Annotated in this window: 24 protein-coding genes and 1 riboswitch; of the genes, 11 read left to right on the top strand and 13 right to left on the bottom strand. The window is 45.9% G+C overall.

The window, feature by feature from the left end; all coding sequences use genetic code 11:
- Positions 1-137 precede the first annotated feature (137 nt).
- The 3 genes from ACTRXH_RS00385 (at position 138) to ACTRXH_RS00375 (ending at position 3809) form a co-directional block, all read left to right on the top strand.
- Entirely contained in the window at positions 138-995 is an 858-nt protein-coding gene (locus ACTRXH_RS00385; RefSeq protein ID WP_474279220.1) for a dimethylarginine dimethylaminohydrolase family protein, read from the top strand.
- An 18-nt stretch (positions 996-1013) separates the two neighbouring features.
- Entirely contained in the window at positions 1014-1304 is a 291-nt protein-coding gene (locus tag ACTRXH_RS00380; RefSeq protein ID WP_474279987.1) for a 4a-hydroxytetrahydrobiopterin dehydratase, read from the top strand.
- Between the two features lie 189 nt (positions 1305-1493).
- Positions 1494-3809, top strand: a complete 2316-nt coding sequence (locus ACTRXH_RS00375; RefSeq protein ID WP_474279985.1) for a bifunctional diguanylate cyclase/phosphodiesterase — start codon at positions 1494-1496, stop codon at positions 3807-3809.
- Between the two features lie 40 nt (positions 3810-3849).
- On the opposite strand, the gene ACTRXH_RS00370 is transcribed toward ACTRXH_RS00375, so the two are convergent.
- On the bottom strand, positions 3850-4293 hold the full coding sequence (locus ACTRXH_RS00370) for a DUF2188 domain-containing protein (RefSeq protein WP_474262006.1): 444 nt from the start codon (positions 4291-4293) through the stop codon (positions 3850-3852).
- Positions 4294-4570: 277 nt separating this feature from the next.
- Between ACTRXH_RS00370 and ACTRXH_RS00365 the strand changes: the two genes are divergently transcribed.
- Entirely contained in the window at positions 4571-5026 is a 456-nt protein-coding gene (locus ACTRXH_RS00365; protein WP_474262005.1) for a DUF948 domain-containing protein, read from the top strand.
- A complete protein-coding gene (locus ACTRXH_RS00360; RefSeq protein WP_322526456.1) occupies positions 5019-5327 on the top strand; it encodes a YtxH domain-containing protein in 309 nt (102 codons plus the stop codon). Before ACTRXH_RS00365 ends, ACTRXH_RS00360 begins: the two co-directional genes overlap by 8 nt.
- Before the next feature lie 18 nt (positions 5328-5345).
- Here the strand turns inward: ACTRXH_RS00360 and ACTRXH_RS00355 are convergent, their stop codons facing one another.
- The 7 genes from ACTRXH_RS00355 to ACTRXH_RS00325 all read right to left on the bottom strand — a co-directional run bounded on the left by ACTRXH_RS00355 (position 5346) and on the right by ACTRXH_RS00325 (position 10691).
- Entirely contained in the window at positions 5346-7070 is a 1725-nt protein-coding gene (locus ACTRXH_RS00355; protein WP_474279983.1) for a pyruvate oxidase, read from the bottom strand.
- Positions 7071-7202: 132 nt separating this feature from the next.
- Complete coding sequence (queF, locus tag ACTRXH_RS00350) at positions 7203-7694, bottom strand: preQ(1) synthase (RefSeq protein ID WP_474279228.1); 492 nt, start codon at positions 7692-7694, stop codon at positions 7203-7205.
- A 13-nt stretch (positions 7695-7707) separates the two neighbouring features.
- A complete protein-coding gene (gene queE / locus ACTRXH_RS00345) occupies positions 7708-8427 on the bottom strand; it encodes a 7-carboxy-7-deazaguanine synthase QueE (protein WP_474279230.1) in 720 nt (239 codons plus the stop codon).
- Positions 8428-8868, bottom strand: coding sequence for a 6-carboxytetrahydropterin synthase QueD (queD, locus tag ACTRXH_RS00340; RefSeq protein ID WP_462865486.1), 441 nt, complete (start codon positions 8866-8868; stop codon positions 8428-8430).
- Entirely contained in the window at positions 8865-9536 is a 672-nt protein-coding gene (queC, locus tag ACTRXH_RS00335; RefSeq protein WP_474262001.1) for a 7-cyano-7-deazaguanine synthase QueC, read from the bottom strand. The genes queD and queC overlap by 4 nt, the downstream gene beginning before the upstream one ends.
- Positions 9537-9705: 169 nt before the next feature.
- Positions 9706-10242 carry a dCTP deaminase gene (gene dcd, locus ACTRXH_RS00330; protein WP_474261999.1) on the bottom strand — a complete coding sequence of 179 codons (537 nt, stop codon included), beginning with the start codon at positions 10240-10242 and terminating at the stop codon, positions 9706-9708.
- 155 nt (positions 10243-10397) lie between these two features.
- Complete coding sequence (locus tag ACTRXH_RS00325) at positions 10398-10691, bottom strand: IDEAL domain-containing protein (RefSeq protein ID WP_322526463.1); 294 nt, start codon at positions 10689-10691, stop codon at positions 10398-10400.
- A gap of 346 nt (positions 10692-11037) precedes the next feature.
- Between ACTRXH_RS00325 and ACTRXH_RS00320 the strand changes: the two genes are divergently transcribed.
- Together ACTRXH_RS00320 and ACTRXH_RS00315 are read left to right on the top strand one after the other, a co-directional pair.
- Positions 11038-11430, top strand: coding sequence for a YhjD family protein (locus ACTRXH_RS00320; RefSeq protein WP_474261998.1), 393 nt, complete (start codon positions 11038-11040; stop codon positions 11428-11430).
- Between the two features lie 79 nt (positions 11431-11509).
- Complete coding sequence (locus ACTRXH_RS00315; RefSeq protein WP_322526465.1) at positions 11510-12163, top strand: potassium channel family protein; 654 nt, start codon at positions 11510-11512, stop codon at positions 12161-12163.
- A gap of 126 nt (positions 12164-12289) precedes the next feature.
- On the opposite strand, the gene ACTRXH_RS00310 is transcribed toward ACTRXH_RS00315, so the two are convergent.
- Positions 12290-12763 carry an RrF2 family transcriptional regulator gene (locus ACTRXH_RS00310; RefSeq protein WP_474261997.1) on the bottom strand — a complete coding sequence of 158 codons (474 nt, stop codon included), beginning with the start codon at positions 12761-12763 and terminating at the stop codon, positions 12290-12292.
- A 131-nt stretch (positions 12764-12894) separates the two neighbouring features.
- On the bottom strand, positions 12895-14253 hold the full coding sequence (mgtE, locus tag ACTRXH_RS00305) for a magnesium transporter (protein WP_474261996.1): 1359 nt from the start codon (positions 14251-14253) through the stop codon (positions 12895-12897).
- Positions 14254-14378: 125 nt separating this feature from the next.
- Positions 14379-14546, bottom strand: a riboswitch (M-box (ykoK) riboswitch).
- Between the two features lie 134 nt (positions 14547-14680).
- Here mgtE and ACTRXH_RS00300 point away from each other — a divergent pair.
- Complete coding sequence (locus ACTRXH_RS00300; RefSeq protein ID WP_474279238.1) at positions 14681-15577, top strand: LCP family protein; 897 nt, start codon at positions 14681-14683, stop codon at positions 15575-15577.
- Between the two features lie 27 nt (positions 15578-15604).
- Here the strand turns inward: ACTRXH_RS00300 and ACTRXH_RS00295 are convergent, their stop codons facing one another.
- Positions 15605-16204 (bottom strand): CPBP family glutamic-type intramembrane protease, encoded by a 600-nt coding sequence (locus ACTRXH_RS00295; protein ID WP_474279981.1) that lies wholly within the window; start codon positions 16202-16204, stop codon positions 15605-15607.
- A 73-nt stretch (positions 16205-16277) separates the two neighbouring features.
- Positions 16278-16916, bottom strand: a complete 639-nt coding sequence (locus tag ACTRXH_RS00290) for an SDR family oxidoreductase (RefSeq protein WP_474279242.1) — start codon at positions 16914-16916, stop codon at positions 16278-16280.
- Between the two features lie 126 nt (positions 16917-17042).
- Between ACTRXH_RS00290 and ACTRXH_RS00285 the strand changes: the two genes are divergently transcribed.
- Genes ACTRXH_RS00285 through ACTRXH_RS00275 form a run of 3 tightly spaced genes read left to right on the top strand, consistent with a single transcriptional unit; the run spans position 17043 to position 17767 of the window.
- Positions 17043-17267, top strand: a complete 225-nt coding sequence (locus ACTRXH_RS00285; RefSeq protein WP_474261989.1) for a DUF1659 domain-containing protein — start codon at positions 17043-17045, stop codon at positions 17265-17267.
- Positions 17268-17302: 35 nt separating this feature from the next.
- Positions 17303-17524 carry a DUF2922 domain-containing protein gene (locus ACTRXH_RS00280; RefSeq protein WP_462865510.1) on the top strand — a complete coding sequence of 74 codons (222 nt, stop codon included), beginning with the start codon at positions 17303-17305 and terminating at the stop codon, positions 17522-17524.
- Positions 17525-17578: 54 nt separating this feature from the next.
- On the top strand, positions 17579-17767 hold the full coding sequence (locus ACTRXH_RS00275) for a hypothetical protein (protein ID WP_474261984.1): 189 nt from the start codon (positions 17579-17581) through the stop codon (positions 17765-17767).
- Positions 17768-17795: 28 nt separating this feature from the next.
- On the opposite strand, the gene ACTRXH_RS00270 is transcribed toward ACTRXH_RS00275, so the two are convergent.
- Positions 17796-18977: an FtsW/RodA/SpoVE family cell cycle protein gene (locus tag ACTRXH_RS00270; protein WP_474261982.1), complete on the bottom strand. Its 1182-nt coding sequence runs from the start codon at positions 18975-18977 to the stop codon at positions 17796-17798.
- Between the last annotated feature and the right edge of the window lie 118 nt (positions 18978-19095).

Here is a 19095-nt window from a genome sequence, read left to right as displayed (position 1 = left end):
ACCCTTCATTTTATTCCTTTTGTCAATTCTTCTCAACAATTTTTTTAAAACTTTTCTTTTCTTTCCGTTAAGCATACATAATTCCCGTCGTTTTGTCTGGTATAATGTATGCTTAAAGAGAAAAGGAGCGGGTTCTTTTGACCAACACTATTACTGCGTATGTTGAAGATGAATATTCTGTTTTAGCCGATGTTATCATGTGCGAGCCCAGGCATATGGCTATCAAAGAAGTAATAAATGAAATGCAGAAGCAGCACGCTTCCGCCAATATCGATATAGAAAAAGCAGTGTTTCAGCATAAACAGCTTACAGCTGTCATTCAGGAATTCGGCGCTTCTGTACATTTTCTGCCTGCCTCCGCTTCTCTCCCCGAACAGGTCTTCACCCGGGACATTGGGTTTGTGATTGATGATCAATTGTTTTTATCAAATATGGGTACTTCTATTCGTTCGGCAGAAACCACGGCTTTAGCGGACTGGTATGAACAGCGTTACGGCCCGTGTACACATTTAAAAAGCGGCACCATCGAAGGCGGGGACGTTATGCTTTCAGAGAAGCTTCTTTTTGTCGGGCAAAGCTCCCGGACATCTAAAGAAGGCCTGGACGAACTTCAGAAAGCGTGTCCTGATAAGCAGATTATACCGGTACATTTCGATAACCGCCATCTGCATCTGGACTGTATATTTAATATTTTGGACAGTGCTACTGCTATTGCCTATGAAGCAGCCTTTGACACGGAGAGTCTGGAAGCAGTCAAGCAGTATTTTAATATTATTTCTGTACCTGAGGAGGAACAGAGCCGGCTGGGGACTAATGTATTCTCTCTCGGGCGCCGCCATGTCATCTCACTGCCGGAAAATATGCATGTTAACAAACAATTACGGGAATACGGTTTTATAGTTCATGAAGTGTCCTACGATGAAATTATAAAATCCGGGGGCTCTTTCAGGTGTACTACTCTCCCTTTGAGGCGGGAGAGAAAAAATCATCAATAAGGAAAGGAACGTGGAACAATGATCATGTCTGCAGAAGAAATTCAAAACGAGCTTAGCAATCTGCCAAAATGGAATAATCACGGGGACAAGGCCATTGTACGGGAGTATAAATTTTCTAATTATCTGGATGGTATTGAGTTTGTTAAAGAGGTGGCAGCGCATGCAGAAAATGTGCAGCACCATCCCAAAATTACCATTGATCATACCCAGATTACTATTTCTTTTACCACTGTAGATCAGGGCGGCGTCACCGAAAAAGATTTCAACGCTGCGAAGGAAGTAGAACGACTAGCCGAAGACGTCCAGTAACTCGCGGATTTTCTTTTCAATAATTTGTATATAGACAGCTGCCGGGTGAAATTCCGGCAGCTGTCTTTTTGTAAGACTAAAGTCACAAATAATACATATCTTTATACAGCCTTTTGTGTCATTATATATGTAACAGAGATACTTATATAATAATGAGCAGTCAATCAGCTGCGGAGGAGTTGATAAGAAATGAGAATAGGATCTTACGGCAAGGCTCATGCTCTTATCAGCATCGCCGTTTTTCTCGCAGTCATGGCTTTTATTTTTTACCCGATGCTGATGGCGGACGCCGATAGCTTTGACCGGCACAATGCCCTTGAGGATGTTGGACAGGTCCAGGCAGCTGTTGAACAGGATATTACTTCCATGCACGCTTTAAATGAAGACTGGGCCACCTGGGACGATTCTTTTCAGTTTATGACAGACCAGCATGAAGAGTACATACATACAAATCTGCAGAATGATACATTTATTAACAACGGCGTAAACATCATTCTGTTCGTTAATAAAGAGCTTGAAGCCGTCTACGAAAAAAAAGTGGATCTGCACAGCCAGGAAGAAGGAGATATAAGCCGTTCGCTCCTCTCTGGAGTACAGAAAGAATTGCAGAAGTCCGGGGATGAGCGGACTTTTCTGACTGGAAGCGGCTCCGGCGCCCATTATTTTTCTATTCAGCATATTCTGCCGAGCGACGGGACTGGAGACTTTAATGGTTATTTAGTTATGGGAAAAACAGTTGACGACAGATATATAGATACTGTGGGTGACTTGTTCTCCTTCCCGATCACTCTGCAGCCAGGAAATGGACCGTCCGGTACGGCCATTATTTCTGAAGATGCGGACACTATCGAAGGCACCTGGACAGCTGAAAACGCAGATGGCCGTTCTGCTTTCCAGCTGGGGATAATGAAAGACCGGGTATACTCCTCCGAACTTTCCGATACCGTGAATACAATGGTTTTTTTCATGCTTGCTCTGCTGCTTGCCTATTTCGCACTGACATACTCGCAGTTTAAATTCCTTGTGGAAAGACCGATTACTTCTTTATCAGAGCAGTTGAAGCATATTCGTCTCCATCATCTGCTTTCCCACAGGGTTTCTTTAAAACACCGGCCGGCCAGGGAATTAAAAGAGCTGGAGGAATCTATGAACAATATGCTTGAGCGTTCGGAATACGCTCACCTTGAAGTTACACATATGGCATATACAGACCACCTCACCTCTCTGCATAACCGTCATTATGTGCAGGAAGCTTTTCCAGGGTTTCTTGAAAACCATAAAAATAACACATTCGTTCTATTTTTTGACCTTGATGGGTTTAAACGAGTTAACGATAGCTGGGGGCACAGGGCAGGTGATGAATTAATCCGACAGGCTGCCGCCAGGTTAAACAGCATGTTTACCGGTCCTGATTCAATCACCGCCCGCCTCGGGGGAGACGAATTTGTTGTAGTTACAGCAGCCGAAAGCAGAGAACACCTCGCTGGCGTACTCGAAGAGGCCGTGACTTTTCTTAATAAACAATACTATTTTGACGATAAAGCTACGTTTATTTCAGCCAGTGCCGGGGTGAGCTCTTTTCCTGACGATGGGGAAAACTTTGACATTCTTTTAAAGCATGCCGACACCGCTATGTACGAGGCTAAAAAGAATAAAGACAGCAGAATTGTCTTTTATGATGAGTTGTCTCTTAATGATGATTATCAATTTTCTCTGGCAATAAGAAACGACATTATGTTTGCTCTCGAAAAAGAAGAATTCTATCTGGAATTCCAACCGATTATGGAGCCGGAATGCGAGAATGCGGACGGGGCTGAAGCTCTTCTTCGCTGGAAACATCCGGTTTACGGAAGCATTTCCCCCGCCACGTTCATACCGCTTTTAGAAGAAACAGGAGATATTCACAAAGTCGGCTCGTGGGTGATTCATTCTTCGCTTAAGGAAGCCCAAAAGTGGAGAGACTCCGGCTTCCCTTCCATCAAATTGTCTTTTAATGTGTCTAAAATACAGATTCAATCGCTTGATTATCTTATGGACTCCCTTGATAGCGCGCTGGCAGAAACAGGCTTTCCGCCTCATCTTCTGCGGGCGGAAATTACAGAGGACAATATCGATTATGATCCTCAAATGACTATTGATTTTATTACACAGCTGCAGCAGCGCGGAGTGAAAGTTGCGCTCGATGATTTTGGGGTGGGAAGCTCTTCACTGCATTCCCTCCGCGACCTTCCTATCAATCTGGTAAAGCTCGACCGCAGCTTTGTACGCCATATTCCTTCCACGACCTTTGATACAACGCTTTTAACTGGCATTTACCGCCTCATTGAAGAGCTTGATCTCGATGTCGTTACGGAAGGAGTGGAAAATGCCGCGCAGCTGGAATTTGTGCAGCAGTACAGCACCTCTTACGTCCAGGGATATTATTTCAGCCGGCCGGTGCCTTCAGTAGAGCTGATTGCTTTCATGAAAGAAAAAAATAAAAAGGATCCCTCCTTTATACATTGAAAAGAGCAGCTGCCTAATATACAGCTGCTCCCTCTTTTATTTAATAGGAATGCCTTTTTTCTACTGTCCCATCTTTTTTGTAAATAATGGCTTCTGTTCCTTTCTTTTCTGCCACTTCTTTTGCACGTTCGATAGCTTCTGATTTGCTGTCATAGACAATATCCGGTTTTTTCGCACTTTTTGCCCGCACAGCCCATCCGTCTTCATGTGCTTCTACCAGCTCTGCTTTTTCCATCAGTTCCGGATCCGAACCACTTTCTTTATCATCACGGGACTTAGGATCTTCCTCCTCCATGAATTCCGTCACTTCTTCTTTAGAAGCATTGCTGTACCATTCTTTTGCCTGTTCGGTTGCAATTGGAATTGCACGGCCTTCATCGTATCCATCGTCGAGCATCGAATTGGCTATATCAATTGCTTTTTTCTTTACCGGCTTGTCCAGGTTTTTTAGGGATGAAGGGTAGTCATTCATCGTCCATGGCATGTTTTTTCCTCCTCATCATTTTTGTTACGTTTCTTTTCCCATATTATGTGCATACAAAAACAGGATTTTCTCCAGAAGTCCTCTCTTTAATTTCTCCAAACCCCGGTTTCTTTCCGGAAATTTATAATAGAATCTGTTTAGGGCTCTGAAAAGCAGGGTACGAGAGAGTTAGACACTATTATATGGTCCGCACGCCCTGGTGCTCTGCCATGAATCATGGTACCATTTATTAGGCTGTAGGATTAATCGCATTTATTGTAAGGAGGAATGGTGAATCATGGGTATGATTGGCGGCATAGCTCTACTAATCATCGCGGTAGCTTTTGCAGTATTAGTTATTTTCTTAGCACGCGTCTTAAGCAACCTCACTAAAACATTAAATGGGGTGAACGAAACAGTAGACAAACTGCCTGAGCAACTCGATCAGGTAATGAATCAATCGGAGCTGATTTTACATAACAGCAACGAGACGATTCTGGATGTAAATGAAAAGCTCCACTCGTTGAGTCCGCTGTTTTACATTGTTGGCGACGCCGGGGAAGCTTCCAGAAAGCTCACTTCAAGCCTTGTTGATATGACAGCAGGCATGAAAAAGAGTTCCACCGAAGGCAAAGGCAAAGTGAATGAGCAGGCTCTTGGCGGTCTTTACGGCAGCCTTGCTTTAGGATACTATATGTACCAGAAGCGCCAGGCCATTAAGGACTGGAAAGAGGAGAATACAGGAAATGCATAAAAAAAGCCTCTGGTCGGGAGTTGCTGCTGGCTATGCTGTGTCAGTGCTTACCAGTCTGCTCACCGCTCCGAAAAGCGGGAAAGAATACCGCCGCAAAGTATCTTCCGGAGCAGGAGCTGTCCAGCAGACGCCTGCACGGGTGAAAGGGAAAGCAAAAGCCCGTTCCGACAAGCTGTATGAATCCGGAAAAATCCGGTATGAACTGCTTCACGGCAAACTCGATAATATCCGTCTGGAAGCCCGGATCAAAGGTGCATCAAGTATGCAGTATCAATCAATGCAAAAACCAGCTGATGAATAAAATCAGCTGGTTTTTCTTTTATTTTTTTATTCGTTTCCATCCTTTTTTCAAAGGTGGCAGCGAAATTTCTCCACGCTCAAAAACATTTTTAATAATAAATTCGCTGTAATGCACCGCCTGCTGGTAAGAAATCCGGCCGGGAAGTGGCGGCTGCATATCCACGACGCAGTCAATAACTACGGGTCTGGTGGCAAGCACTGCTTTTTGCAGCGCCTCATGCAGTTCGGTTTTTGTTCTGACCCTGTATCCTTCACCGCCGCAAGCTTTGGCGAATCCCGCAAAATCAATACCGCTGATGTCTGTTTCCGTATCCAGATGGCCCATCTGCTGCTGCTCGTATTCAATCATTCCAATTTTTTCGTTATTAAATACGACACAAATCATTGGAAGCTGATACTTTACGGCAGTGGCAAAATCCTGCATCCCCATGGCAAAACCACCATCCCCGGCAAGCATGACTGTCTGCTTTTCAGGCCAGGCCGCTTTGGCGGCAATCGCACCGGGAAGGGCGCACCCCATCGTAGCCATCCACCCTGATATTACAAACTCCTGTCTTTTCAGCTTTAAATAACGAGCAGCCCATACGGTGACATTTCCAACATCGACAGAGACTACAGCGTCTTCCCCCAAAAACTGCTGTACTTCATGAATCACCTGCGGCGGCTGCAGCCTGTCTGTTTCTTCTGTCATATCTTTTTCGAGCTCGTTCCACCACTCTTTTCTTTTTTCTTTATATTTCTGCATAAAGGCAGAAGGCTCCCGGCGTTCGAGATTTTCTGTATACCACTGAAGCACAGGTCCGAGTTCAGAGACTAAACCTACCGTTACAGGATAGTATTTCCCTATCACTCTGGGGTCAATATCAATTTGAATTGCTTTAGTATTTTTTGGCATGAAATCACGATAAGGAAAGGAAGTGCCGGCCAGTATTAACAAATCGGCCTCCTGCACCGCTTCGTATGACGGCGTTGTGCCAATCTGGCCATTCTGTCCAAGACTGTGCTCATGCTCATCCGGAACAACGCCCTTTGCAAGAAGCGTAGATGCTACTGGTGCCTGAATATGTTCAGCAAACGCCAGCAGCTCATCAGTGCTGTGCCTGGCCCCTTTCCCCGCCAGAATCACTGGCTTCTGCGCCCCGTGCAGCAGCCTCGCAGCCTCCACCATATCTTCCTTCTCCGGGCGGATCTTCGGCCTCGCAAACACGCCGGAAGATATCGGGGCTTCACGTTTTATTTCTTCAGCCGAAACATCATCCGGGATCACGAGCACAGCTACTCCTTTTTCTGTGTAGGCAGCACGTATCGCCTGATGCAGCATGTCCGGGAGCTGCGCGGCACTCTGGACACTTTCATTAAATACACTGACATCAGCAAACATCTGGTTCAGCTGGATTTCCTGAAAATTGTCTGTGCCGATGATGGACGTATCAACCTGTCCGACCAAAGCAAGTACTGGCACTTTATCTCTTTTCGCATCATACAGGCCGTTTAATAAGTGAACTCCTCCAGGTCCGGCAATCGAAGAACAAACGCCCAGCCTCCCTGTCAGCTTCGCATAGGCGGCAGCGGCAAGGGCTCCCGTCTCTTCATGACGAATCTGGATATACTTCAGACCGTCTTCATCCTTCCGTAATTCTTCCATCAATTCATTGATGGAATCTCCCGGCATGCCATACAGATGGCTAACGCCCCATTCCTTAAGTATTTCCACCACTTTATTTCCCGCTGTTTGATTCCCCATCGTCCCTTTTCCTCCTGTTTTCACAAATTTTCACAATTACTTATTTCTCTACCCCTCTTCTTATTTACTTCAAACCTTTACCGCTCTTCTCCTCTTCCTTATAGAAAAAGCCTCTCCCTTGTCGGGAAAGGCTTAGCGGTTGTCTACCGGCTCAGGATACAAATCATGCTGAAACAGCCGGTTTTCTGCAAGCTGCTCGTATTTAGTTCCGGCTCTGCCGTAGTTTACAAATGGATCAATCGAAATACCGCCGCGCGGAGTAAATTTACCCCATATCTCCAGATAACGGGGGTCCATCAGCTCTACCAGGTCGTTTACGATTGTATTAATCGAATCCTCATGAAAGCCACCGTGATTTCGGAAGCTGAACAAATACAATTTCAGCGATTTGCTTTCCACCATTTTTTCGTCCGGAATGTAGCTGATATACAGCGTGCCAAAATCCGGCTGCCCCGTTTTCGGGCAGAGGGTGGTAAATTCCGGACAATTAAATTTCACAAAATAATCCCGGTACGGGTGGGTGTTTTCAAATGCTTCAAGCAGAGAAGGGTCATATTCAAATGTATACGCCGTTTTTTCACTTCCCAGCTGATCTAACTGCTCAATATCGTCTCTTTCCGGCATGTTCTTTTCCTCCTTATACTCCCTGTTTGTTTCCCCAAAGAAGCGTATGCAGCTGCGGCAGCACCCGCACTCCGTTCAAACGCTCCTCCTGCAGAACTTTTTCTGTAAGCCATTCGTATTTAGCAAGCAGATGATCTCTCAGTTTCTCTACCTCCGGCGTTACAGTATCGTCATTTCCCACCTGCAGATACATTGTTACAGCGGGATAACGCTCATGTACTTCCATCGCGTAATTCAGATCGCTTTCATCAAAAACGACTACCTTCAGACTGACTTCTTTTTCTCTGCGCGAACACAGTTCTTTCATATAATAATCCAGCCTGGTCCAATCCGTTTTCATCAGCGAACTCGGCGGCTTCGGGGAAACTGTTACCTCATCGATTTCCTTCACCCAGTCATTCCAGATCGAGCCCTGTGTTTCAATCGCTGTCTCGATACCGTGTTCCTGCAAAAGCGCTACAAGTTCCCCGAGACCGGGGTGCATAGCCGGATTGCCTCCGGAAATAGTGACATGGTTAAAGCTTCTGCCGCCGGCTTCTTTTAATTTTTCATAAATGGCTTCCGCACTCATCGCTACAGCCTTTTGTGATCCATCCCATGTAAAGGCGGAATCACACCAGGAGCACCGGTAGTCACAGCCGCCGGTGCGTACAAACATCGTTTTTCGCCCGATAACCATGCCTTCGCCCTGGATCGTCGGACCGAATATTTCCAGTACAGGTGTTGGTTTCATTTAGGCAAAGTCCTCCTCTTTGGGCCGGAACACCGCATAGCTTGTCGGAGTCTCCCTAACGAGCACCTGCAGGCATTTAGGTTTATTCGACGTTTCATCGAGCTTCTGCTGTACTGTTTTCCAGATCACCTGCGCGACTACTTCCGTTGTCGGATAAGCAGCCTCGGTTTCTTCACTGGCAAACTCCGGGTGATCATTCAACAGAGTATGGTCATATCGTTTATGGATCCATTTTTTTAAAACGGTAAAATCAATTAAAAACCCGTTCCGGTTCAATTCATCACCGGCAACTGTCACGTTAATTGTATAGGTGTGTCCATGCACCCGGCGGCACTTTCCCGCTTCTTCAGAAGGAATATAGTGTGCCGCACTTAAATGCATATCCTTGTTTAATTCGTACCGGTAGTTGTGCGGCCACTGTGGATAATACGAATAAATCATAATTCTTTCCTTTCTTTTTGTTCCATATATTGCTCGTAGCCTGCACGGCGCAGTTGACAGGCCGGGCATTCCCCGCAGCCGTCCCCCGGTATGCCATGATAGCAGGTGAGCGTTTCATTCTTTACGTATTCAAGCCTCCCGAGCTGGTCGGCAAGCCCCCAGGTTTCTTTTTTATCGAGCCACATCAAAGGTGTATGCAGCACAAACTCTTTTCCAATAGCCAGATTTAGCGACACATTCAATGATTTCACAAATACATCCCGGCAGTCCGGGTATCCGCTGTAATCTGTCTCACATACGCCTGTCACAATGTGTTTTGCCTTTTTCTGCGAAGCAAGAATCGTCGCAAAAGAAAAGAACAACAGATTCCTGCCCTCTACAAACGTAGAAGGAAGCTCCCCGTCTTCTCCCGCCTCTACTTCAATATCGTCGCGAGTCAGCGCGTTCGGTGCCAGCTGACTTAAAAGCCCCATATCCAGTACATGGTGCTCAACATTTATATCCTCAGCAATTCGCTTTGCTACTTCTATTTCCTGATCGTGCCGTTGTCCGTAAGAAAAAGTTACGGCAATGACCTCTTCAAATTGTTCCAGTGCCCAGAACAAACAAGTAGTACTGTCCTGTCCCCCACTAAAAACAACGACCGCTTTGTCATTTTGAAAACCCAATTGTTATTCCTTCTTTCCACCAAAACATTTCACAGCGCTCCCATTATAACATCTTTTTTCGCCTGTGCCTCTGCTTACGCTTACCTCGAAAAAACCCGTGAACAGTAAAGGTCACGAGTCTTTTAAATCATTATTTCTCATTTCAGCTATGTATTAGCCCCGCGCAGTTTTATTCGTTTTCCTGATCCAAAAAGGCGTGACTTCCCATCGCATTCCGCTGTCCCTGGTATTTGCCCGCATAAGGAGAACCGGCTTTTTGATCCATCTCAGCGAAAACGAGCTGTGCGAGCCGCCTGCCGGACGTTAAACGAATAGGCAGACGATTGGCGTTATAAAGCTCAAGCGTGATTTCCCCTTCAAACCCCGGGTCCACCCAGCCTGCATTTTGAATAAAGAGTCCCATCCGTCCGATAGAGCTTCTTCCTTCCACAAAGGCTGTAATATGCTGGGGGAGCCTGATGTATTCTTTTGTGGTCGCAAGCAGAAACGAATGCGGGGGAATAATTACCTGATCACTTTCAAATTCCACATATTTAGCGGGCCGGTCCAGTTGAATGGACTCGATAGCGTTCTCGTCGATTTTTAGAAAGTGAGTACCCAGACGAATGTCCACCGATGCCGGCTGGATCTGATGGTCCTCTAATGGATCGATACTAAGATCGCCCTGTTCCATCATTGAACGGATTGTTTGGTCGGAAAGTATCACCAGCTCTGCCTCCTTCGCTTTTCTTTTCTTTCCCAGTATAAAGAACAATACAAAAAAACGCCAACACCGTAAAGACCGGCAGTGACTTTTTCTGATTTGTTATGACATGAAAAAAACACCCTTCAGGGAAGCCCAAAGGGTGCTGATATAAATCTTCATTCAAATTCAAGCTCTAATTTATAGCCTTGTTCGAATAATACTTTGCCATCTTTATATTCGCTCATCAATTCTTTATAAGCCTCTGTCCATTCCTGAAAAGCTTTTTCGTCATGCATATCCAGGGAGTCATCAATTTTTTGCAGAAGCCGCTCTCTGTTAAATTCAAACACAGCATACTCCATCATCATTTGAGCATATAGAGACTGAAGAATCTGCCTTGAAGGTCTTCTACCATTTTGAATTGGTTTCACTTTTTTCATAAAATGCTGCTCATGAGTTGGATGTAACATATTCGCCGAACCCCCTGTTCTTATTGCAGCACCCGCCGGGCGCTGATCTTTTTTAAAGCGGGCGACGCGCGCATGGCCTCCCAATGCCTATCTATTGATTGCCAATAAATTTTGTGTGTACTGCACTATACCCACCTTTGACGCCAGTAAAACTAATTGTCCGACAACTCCAAGAAGAATAAAAGCTTAATGTATCCGCTTACATAACTTCATTATAGACCATTTCCTGCAAAAATTCGAGCTATACAATTCAAAAAAATTCGGAGCAAATGAAAAATCTTATTGAAAAACGGGAACATGTATTCGTATAATGAATTTAATCATGCAACGCAAGGGGGAGAACAGAATGGTTATAACAGAAAAAGAACATATCGTTATCCATTATGCTGTCCTCCTTCCGATTGTAAAAAAAGTACTGACGCTCGATACACAGGCGCTTAAATCTTCTGACGTCCGCCTGCAGGAACCCTACGAACGGTTGTTTCAACAGGCTTTCGATACTCTTGGGCACGACCTCGATCAGCTGCGTCTCTACATGAAAAAAAAGAATATAAGGGTCGTTTTTGAAGAAAATGACGGTGTTTTCACACACTACGTGTACTATCTTAACAGCGGCTCAGGCCGGACCTCTCATTTAAACGCTAATTTAAAAAAACAGACAGAGCGCTGCCTTCATCTTTATTTCTCCGGCCGTTCCGCTTTATCAGACGATCAAGTCCTTCATCCGGCTCCCGTTTGACAAATCACGACTGCGGCGGTACATTAACGATACAATTACAGGAAAACGACCCCAAGCTTCAGACAAAGGAGAACGCCGTGTGAAAAAACAATTTGCCATTATCGGTCTCGGGCGATTCGGTGTCAGCGTCAGTACAGAATTGTACAAGCTCGGTCATGACGTGCTGGCCATTGACAATAATGAAGAAAAACTCGACGACATTACCAATCATTCTACGTACAGCGCCGTCGCCGACGGCACAGATGAAAAAGAACTAAGGAACCTGGGGATTACAAATTTTGATCACGTGATTGTCGCTATTGGTGATGATCTTCAGGCAAGCATTTTATGCACCCTCTTATTAAAGGAGATGGACATCCCTTCGGTCTGGGTAAAAGCGCAAAACTTTCACCACCACAAGGTTCTCGATAAAATCGGGGCAGATAAGATTATCCACCCGGAGCATGACATGGGCAACCGTATCGCCCAGCACCTCGTTTCTGACCGTGTCATTGACTATATTGAGCTCTCCGCAGAGTATTCCATTATAGAGATTACTGCACCAGCATCCATGCATAAAAAGACCCTCGCCCAGCTCGATATCCGGGCCAAATTCGGGGTTACCGTTCTCGGCATCCGCCGCGGCAAAGAGGTTAATATATCACCCACAGCCCAGGACCGCCTTTTCAAAGAAGACGTGCTTATTGCTATCGGTCACAATAACGACCTGCGGCGCTTTGAAGAGACAAACTAACCTTCAGAGTATGAAAAGAAGCAGCAGTCCCGTTTCAACAGGGCTGCTGCTTTATTATGTATAATTGGTTTCCTGGATGATTAACAAATGTCACCGTGACCGGGGCAAGCACGATGATATCTTTTCTTAAGAAAAAGAAATCGGCGGCTGATTTTTTGCCGTTGAAGCTGCAAACAGAGCATGAAGCATTTCCTTGTTTACTGTGAGGTCTTTGACCGTATACTTATCGAGTACCGACAAATACGCTTTCAAAGCCTCTCCCAAAACACCCTGGAGCCGGCATCTGCCTGCTAAAATACACTGGTTCGATTCTGGATCAAAGCATTCCACCAGCGTCAGATTATCTTCTGTCTGCCTTACAAGCCAGCCAATGTTAATTTCTTCCGGTTCTTTGGCCAAACGAATTCCTCCGTTCCGGCCTTTCACCGTGTGAATGACGCCAAGCTTCGACAGCTCATGCCCAACCTTAGTCAGATGGTTGTACGAAATGGAGTATGCAGTCGATATTTGTTTAATACTATGCAGGGACTCGTCTTCATCATGAGCGGCCAGGTACATTACCATCCGTAATGCATAATCCGTATAGGTTGTTAACTGCAAAGCCCTCGCTCCTTTTCATCCAGGATAGTGATAGTTTATCACACCGCGCAATTGTTAATCTAATTAACTGCCCACAAAAAAGAAGAGACAGCGTCTCCCCTTTTTTCATTATTCTTTTTAAAAATCTGTTCTTAAATGCTCTGGATGAGCGACGAAGCTACTGTGAAATAAATCAGCAGGCTGATAATATCAGTGAGCGTTGTAATGAACGGTCCTGAAGCAATGGCAGGGTCGAGCTTCAGCTTATTGATTACAAGCGGCACCAGCGTGCCGATAACACTAGCCACCCCAAGTGAAATCATGATGGAAAAACCGACAATTACTCCTATCAGGGGCTCCCCGTAAAAAAGATACAATAAGATCGTAATCACAATTCCTGAGGCCACCCCAATCATAATTCCCGTGGAAAATTCCCGGCTGATCGTACGCCACAGCCCTTTTCGTTCAATGTTTCCCGTTGCAAGCGCACGCACGGACACAGCAAGCGACTGCGTGCCCGTGTTCCCGGCTGACCCCATAATCATCGGAATAAACGCGGCAAGCAGAACGACACTTTCGAGGGTGCTTTCAAACCAGCCGATTACCTGGGCTGTAAACAGCCCTAAAAACATCAGCAGGATAATCCACGGAGCACGGAGTCTGGCTGCTTTAAATGCATTAACACTCACATCTGTGGAACCACGGGACCCGGAGATTTCTCCAATGTCTTCCGAAGCTTCTTCTGCGAGCACATCGAGTGCATCATCCACGGTTACAATTCCCGCAAGCCTCCCTTCACTGTCTATAACAGGAGTTGCCAGAAAATCATACTTCTGTATCAGCTGGGCGACCTCTTCCTGGTCATCATCTACGTGGACAGACACGACACGGCTGCTCATTACCTCAGAAACCGTGCGGTCTGAGTCTGCTACAATCAAGTCACGGATCGAAGCGACACCTGCCAGCTTCTCCTCTTCATCCACTACATACAGATAATAGATCGTTTCTGCATCCGGGCCCTCCCGCCGCAGATGGTCAATCACTTCATCAATTGTATCCGTTGCTTTGATGGAAACAAATTCTTTTGTCATGATGGCACCGGCCGTTTTATCTTCGTAGGCGAGCAGCTCCCGGACGTCATTGGCGTCCTCCTGATCCATCGCCTGCAGAATATGTGTCATCTGCCTCGGCTCAAGCTCCCCCAGAAAGTCGGCAACATCATCTGCATACATATTATTGTATACTTCGGCAGCATACTGATCGTTCAGCTGCAGAGCTACTTCCTTTTGCACTTCGGGTTCAAAGCTGTCGAATACTTCAGCGAATTCTTCCGGGGACAAAAACTTATACACTACTGCCCGTTCTTCATCAAGCTCGAGAAAAACTTCTGCCTGATCCGCAGGGTGCAAATCCAAAAATAATTCACGAAACGCTTCTATGCGCTCCTGCTGCAAAGACTCCGCTATTAATTCCACGAATTCCTCCCGTGCCTGTTCGTTTAATTTCTCCATCCTTTTTCCTCCTCTCCAGGCCAGACACGCAGCTGTACTTCTTCCGTCTGACACTTATTTCAAACAAAAAACGCCTTCCACCGTTGGGAAGACGTGCATAATCAGCCAGTCATCGTATATGCCCGTTCTGTTCCCTTTCGTCGAGCTTTAGCACTGCATAGCGTAGGAATATATTATCCAGCTTCATTAGAAAACACCTTAATTCGATGGATTCTGTTGACCCATTGGCGTCTTTAGACATTTTTGGGCATAAGCTTGTATCTACACAGGAGCCTCACCTAACGAGATTATAAATAGCAGTAACGTTGAATATAACGTTACGCTCTTTTTTTGTCAACGCAGGGAGCACCCTTGCCTACTGGATATATTCCCTTTTCTGCCGATATAAAAATAGAGATTTTGACTTTTACAGACAGGACGTCCAACTATGCGAAACGTATACTTGTTTTTTATGATTACTTTCCTGCTTACATGCTTCCTATCTCTCGGCGGACTCTTTTACTATTATTACACTATAACTGCTGGACAAAAAGAGAAAATCACCACGGAAACAGCGCCGGAGGATTCTTCTACTGTTTCCGGACCCCAGATTATTCTAATAGCGGGGACAGATAAAGAAGAGACAGTTTCCCGCGCTGATGTGATTATGATTATCTCTATCCATTCCGGGAACGAATCCACGCTGCTTTTTAATATTCCAAGAGACACTAAGGTTTCCATTCCAGGAAGAGACAGTATGGATAAAATAAATCATGCCTACAGCTATGGAGGCATGCCCTTACTGAAGAAAACAGCGGAAGAATTTCTGGACACCTCCATCGATTTTACCGTCGAAGCCGATATGGAAGGGTTCCGGGAGGTGGTTGATGCTTACGGCGGAGTTACAGTGCAAAACGATTTGGAATTCGTCAAGGACGAAGGAGAGCCTTTCACCTACACGAAGGGAAATCTCCATTTAAATGGCGAACAGGCCTTATATTACGTCCGCATGCGCAAGCAGGACCCACGGGGCGATCTGGGTCGGAACCTCCGCCAGCAGCAGGTGCTCGAAGCACTTCTTGAAAAAGCAAAAAGTCCGGCTACGCTCCGTAAAGCGGAAGAACTGCTTTACGCCCTCGGTGACCACATACAGACCGATATGACGTTTCAGGATATCCGCAGCTTTTCTTACCACTATACTCCTGCCCTCACCCAGATCCAGACGACTGAAATTCATGGAGCTTCTGCTGAAGAGAACGGGGTAAGCTATTATCTCGTTTCTTCGGAAGAGCAGGAGAAAGCACAGCTCCGCCTGGAGCGTCACCAGACTGGCAAAAGCTACTGACATTTCCGCCCCGCCGGTTCAGAGTGATTATTCCTGAAGTGCTTCACTTCGTTTCCAAATCAGAAAGGAGACCGCATTGTATCCGGCATGAGCAGCCGCAGCCCCCCACAGCGTTCCCTGCCATAAAAGCAGGCCTCCGAGCAGAAGGCCCAGGACAAAAATCCATGCATGAATCAGCTGATGACCGGCGTATTGAGGCACATGCACCAGCATAAAAATAAATGAAGCAACGCATAAAGCAAAGAGGTCCGGCAGTACAAGCACCAGTGTTCCAAGCACTGCTGCCCGAAACAATATTTCCTCTGATACTGCCGCCCCAGCTGTTACAGCCCAAAAGCTCCCCCGCCGGCGGATCAGTTCTTTTAAGAGATCGGTATATGTGTTGTCCGGCACGGCAAACCACTGCTTTTTATACGCCCCCCAGGCGAAAAATCCTGCCGCTATCCCCGTGCAGGCTCCGGTAAGACTATCGGCAGCAGCTGTATTAAAGGAAAATAAGCTGTTTATGTATGTTAAAGTTTCCCCCTGAAATACAGCAGCAATGATAACAATACCAACTGCAAACAGCAGGAAAAAGTTTAACCATAGGGCACGCCCGGAAATCCGGGGGCCTGAACTGTTCGTCATGGCGCTTTTGCCTCCCATGCGGTTATTATGTAAAAACAGCCGGCTGCGTTGGGCCGGCTGTTTGCTTTTCTTCCTATAATTCGTTGAGCGCTGCAATAATTTCCTGGTCGCCGCTGATCAGATCAAACTTTTTGCGGATAGTACCAGGTGTATCCAAAGATGCGGCGATCACTTTAGCCACATCAGCGCGTGGAATTTCGCCTTTTTCATTCAGTTTTTGTTTTAACTGTACAGTGCCGCTCGGATCATCGTTTGTGAGCACTCCCGGCCGTACAATGGTATAATCAAGGCCGCTTTCTTCAAGGTAATCATCGGCTACGCGCTTAGCAATAAAGTAATGGCGCATTTTTTCCGGGCCGTTTTCCGGTTCATCCGTATTCATCGAACTTACCTGAATGAAGCGTTTTACCCCATGGGCTTTGGAGGCTTCCACTGATTTTCTCGACCCCCACAAGTCAATAATGGTGGTTTTATCCGGTCCTGTATGGCCACCTGACCCAGCAGCAAAGACCGCTGCGTCTTTACCGGCAAACGCATCGGAAATGTCTCCTTCCAAATCACGGACTACCGTTTCGTCCGCCCCAAGGCTCTTCAATTCTTCTGACTGTTCTTCTTTTCTAATTAACGCCGTTACGTGGTGATCCGTGTCCTTCAATTCTTCCACCAGGTGACGTGCAATTTTTCCGTTCGCTCCAATTACCAGTACGTTCATTGTAAATCCTCCTTCGTTTAACATTCCATGGTGATATTCCCATAACCTTCGTAAAATAAACACAGCTCCCTCCCCCCCCTTTTGCTTCGGCACGTCAATATATACGGTGAAAGGAGGTGAGACACAATGGCTCAATTAACAAAAACTGATCTTTCTTTTGAATTTTATTTAGGACCTGGCGAAGACGGCAGCGGTGACTACAAACGAAAAACATTCCGCAGCATAAACCCTGAAATTTCAGACGATGACCTGCAGGAAATTGCGGATGGCCTTGCCGCACTTCAGCCGTACGTTGTACAAAGCGTGCAGCGCAACAACGAGTACACCATGCAGGCTCCGGCCCCGTTGTAAAACGGCAGTAGCTTTAAATACAGGAGGTGAAGATGATGAGCAAGCAACTGCAGCTGCGTTTTGAAAGTGATTTCGGCAAAGCTACTACTCTTTCTATCGAAAACCCGGCAGAACCGGTGGATGAAACAGCAGTAGAGGCATTAATGGACACCATTATTGCTAAGGAAGCCTTTTTCACAAGCGATGGCATTGTTACTAAAAAAGTGTATGCAAGAGTCGTAGAACGAAACGTAGACACTATCTGGGAAACCAATTAATCCGATTCCCTCAGCCCCCTCGGCTGGGGGATTCTTTATAAAGGAGGATTTTTCATGGAGGAATGGATACAGCTGGCCGGAGACCAGGGAGCGGCTGTTGCACTTGCCTTTTTTCTTGTTTACCGGATGGAGCGTAAACTCGATACGCTCATCTCGGCCGTGCAAAGGCAGAGTGAACAGCTTTTCTCATCTTCGGGAAGAGCCAGAGCACCAAAGAATTCCATGCATATCAAAAAACCATAAACAAAAGCCAGCCGGATTTCGGCTGGCTTTACTGATTTTTGTGGTGGGCAAAGAAGTAATTTTTTGAATGATAGCGTACACTCATTACGATACCTAAAATAAACATGGTGCCGACAAGCGAGCTTCCTCCGTAGCTGAGCAGTGGAAGCGTAAAACCGGTGACCGGCAGAAGGCCAAGGCTTTGTCCGATATTTTGAAATATCTGGAAAGCAAACAATCCAATAACACCTGCACAGATGTATTTGCCGTAAGCGTTATGCGACCGCATGCTGATCAGAAGAATTTGATACAGGAGCACAAAATAAAGGGTGATGACCATCGCACCGCCCAGAAAGCCGTGAACAGAGCTGATCACAGCAAAAATGAAATCCGTGTGGGCTTCCGGGATATACACCTGGTCCCCGTCGTTGCCAAACAGCCTTCCGGAGCCGATGGCAGTCAATGCTCTTGCTGTCTGAAAACCTGCGTCCTGATTTTCAAACGGATTCAGCCATCCCTGGATTCTGCTTACCTGATAAGGGTCCATATTGGAAAATACAAATCGCTCCATCAAATTAGGAAACTGAAAAAAAGAAATGACAAATCCAAGTATCGCTAAAAGTGGAGCGCCGATAGCTACTGTCAATATTTTGTAGGAGATCCCCGAAACCACCAGAAGAGAAACAAAAATAGCTCCTACGAGCATCACACTCCCCATGTCCGGCTGTGTTGCCAGAAGAAGAATGACCGGGAGGGTGGGCAGAAACATTTTCCCTATAAGTATAAAATCAGAGCGCATGTTTTTGCTCCCGCTGTACTCTGTATGGTGATTATAAATGATAGCACTCAGCGTCAAGATCAGAAAAATTCTCATAAATTCTGCCGGCTGAAACTGGCCGAGACCGGGGACTACATACCATGACTGTGCCCCGTTAATCACTGGGGCAATACTTGACGGAGCAACTAGCAGCCCTGCTAAAAGAGCCAGCCCAAAAGCATATAAAAACCAGTGCAGTATCAGATAATACTCAAAATCAAAATGTATAACTACCATCATAATAGCGAATGCCAGCACGAAAAAGATAATCTGCTGGATCATAAAATTGCCTTCGTATTGTTCGAGCTGCTGAGCCTGAAAAATATAGAAACAGCTGACTACTGCGAACAAAAACAATACAAACATCATATTGATATCATACTGCTTTTCTTCGGTTGATTGATGTAAACTCATGGAAGCATGTCCCCATTATATAAAATTTCGAACGCACGCTGCCTGGCGCCGCTGTTAACATCATACCTTGTTCTATCTGCGGCGTACAGTCCTGTGAAAATATTTCCACTATCCGCCC

The sequence above is a fragment of the Marinococcus sp. LNHM5E3-2.1 genome (assembly GCF_056034365.1).
This window is presented reverse-complemented; position numbering and strand designations above follow the sequence as displayed.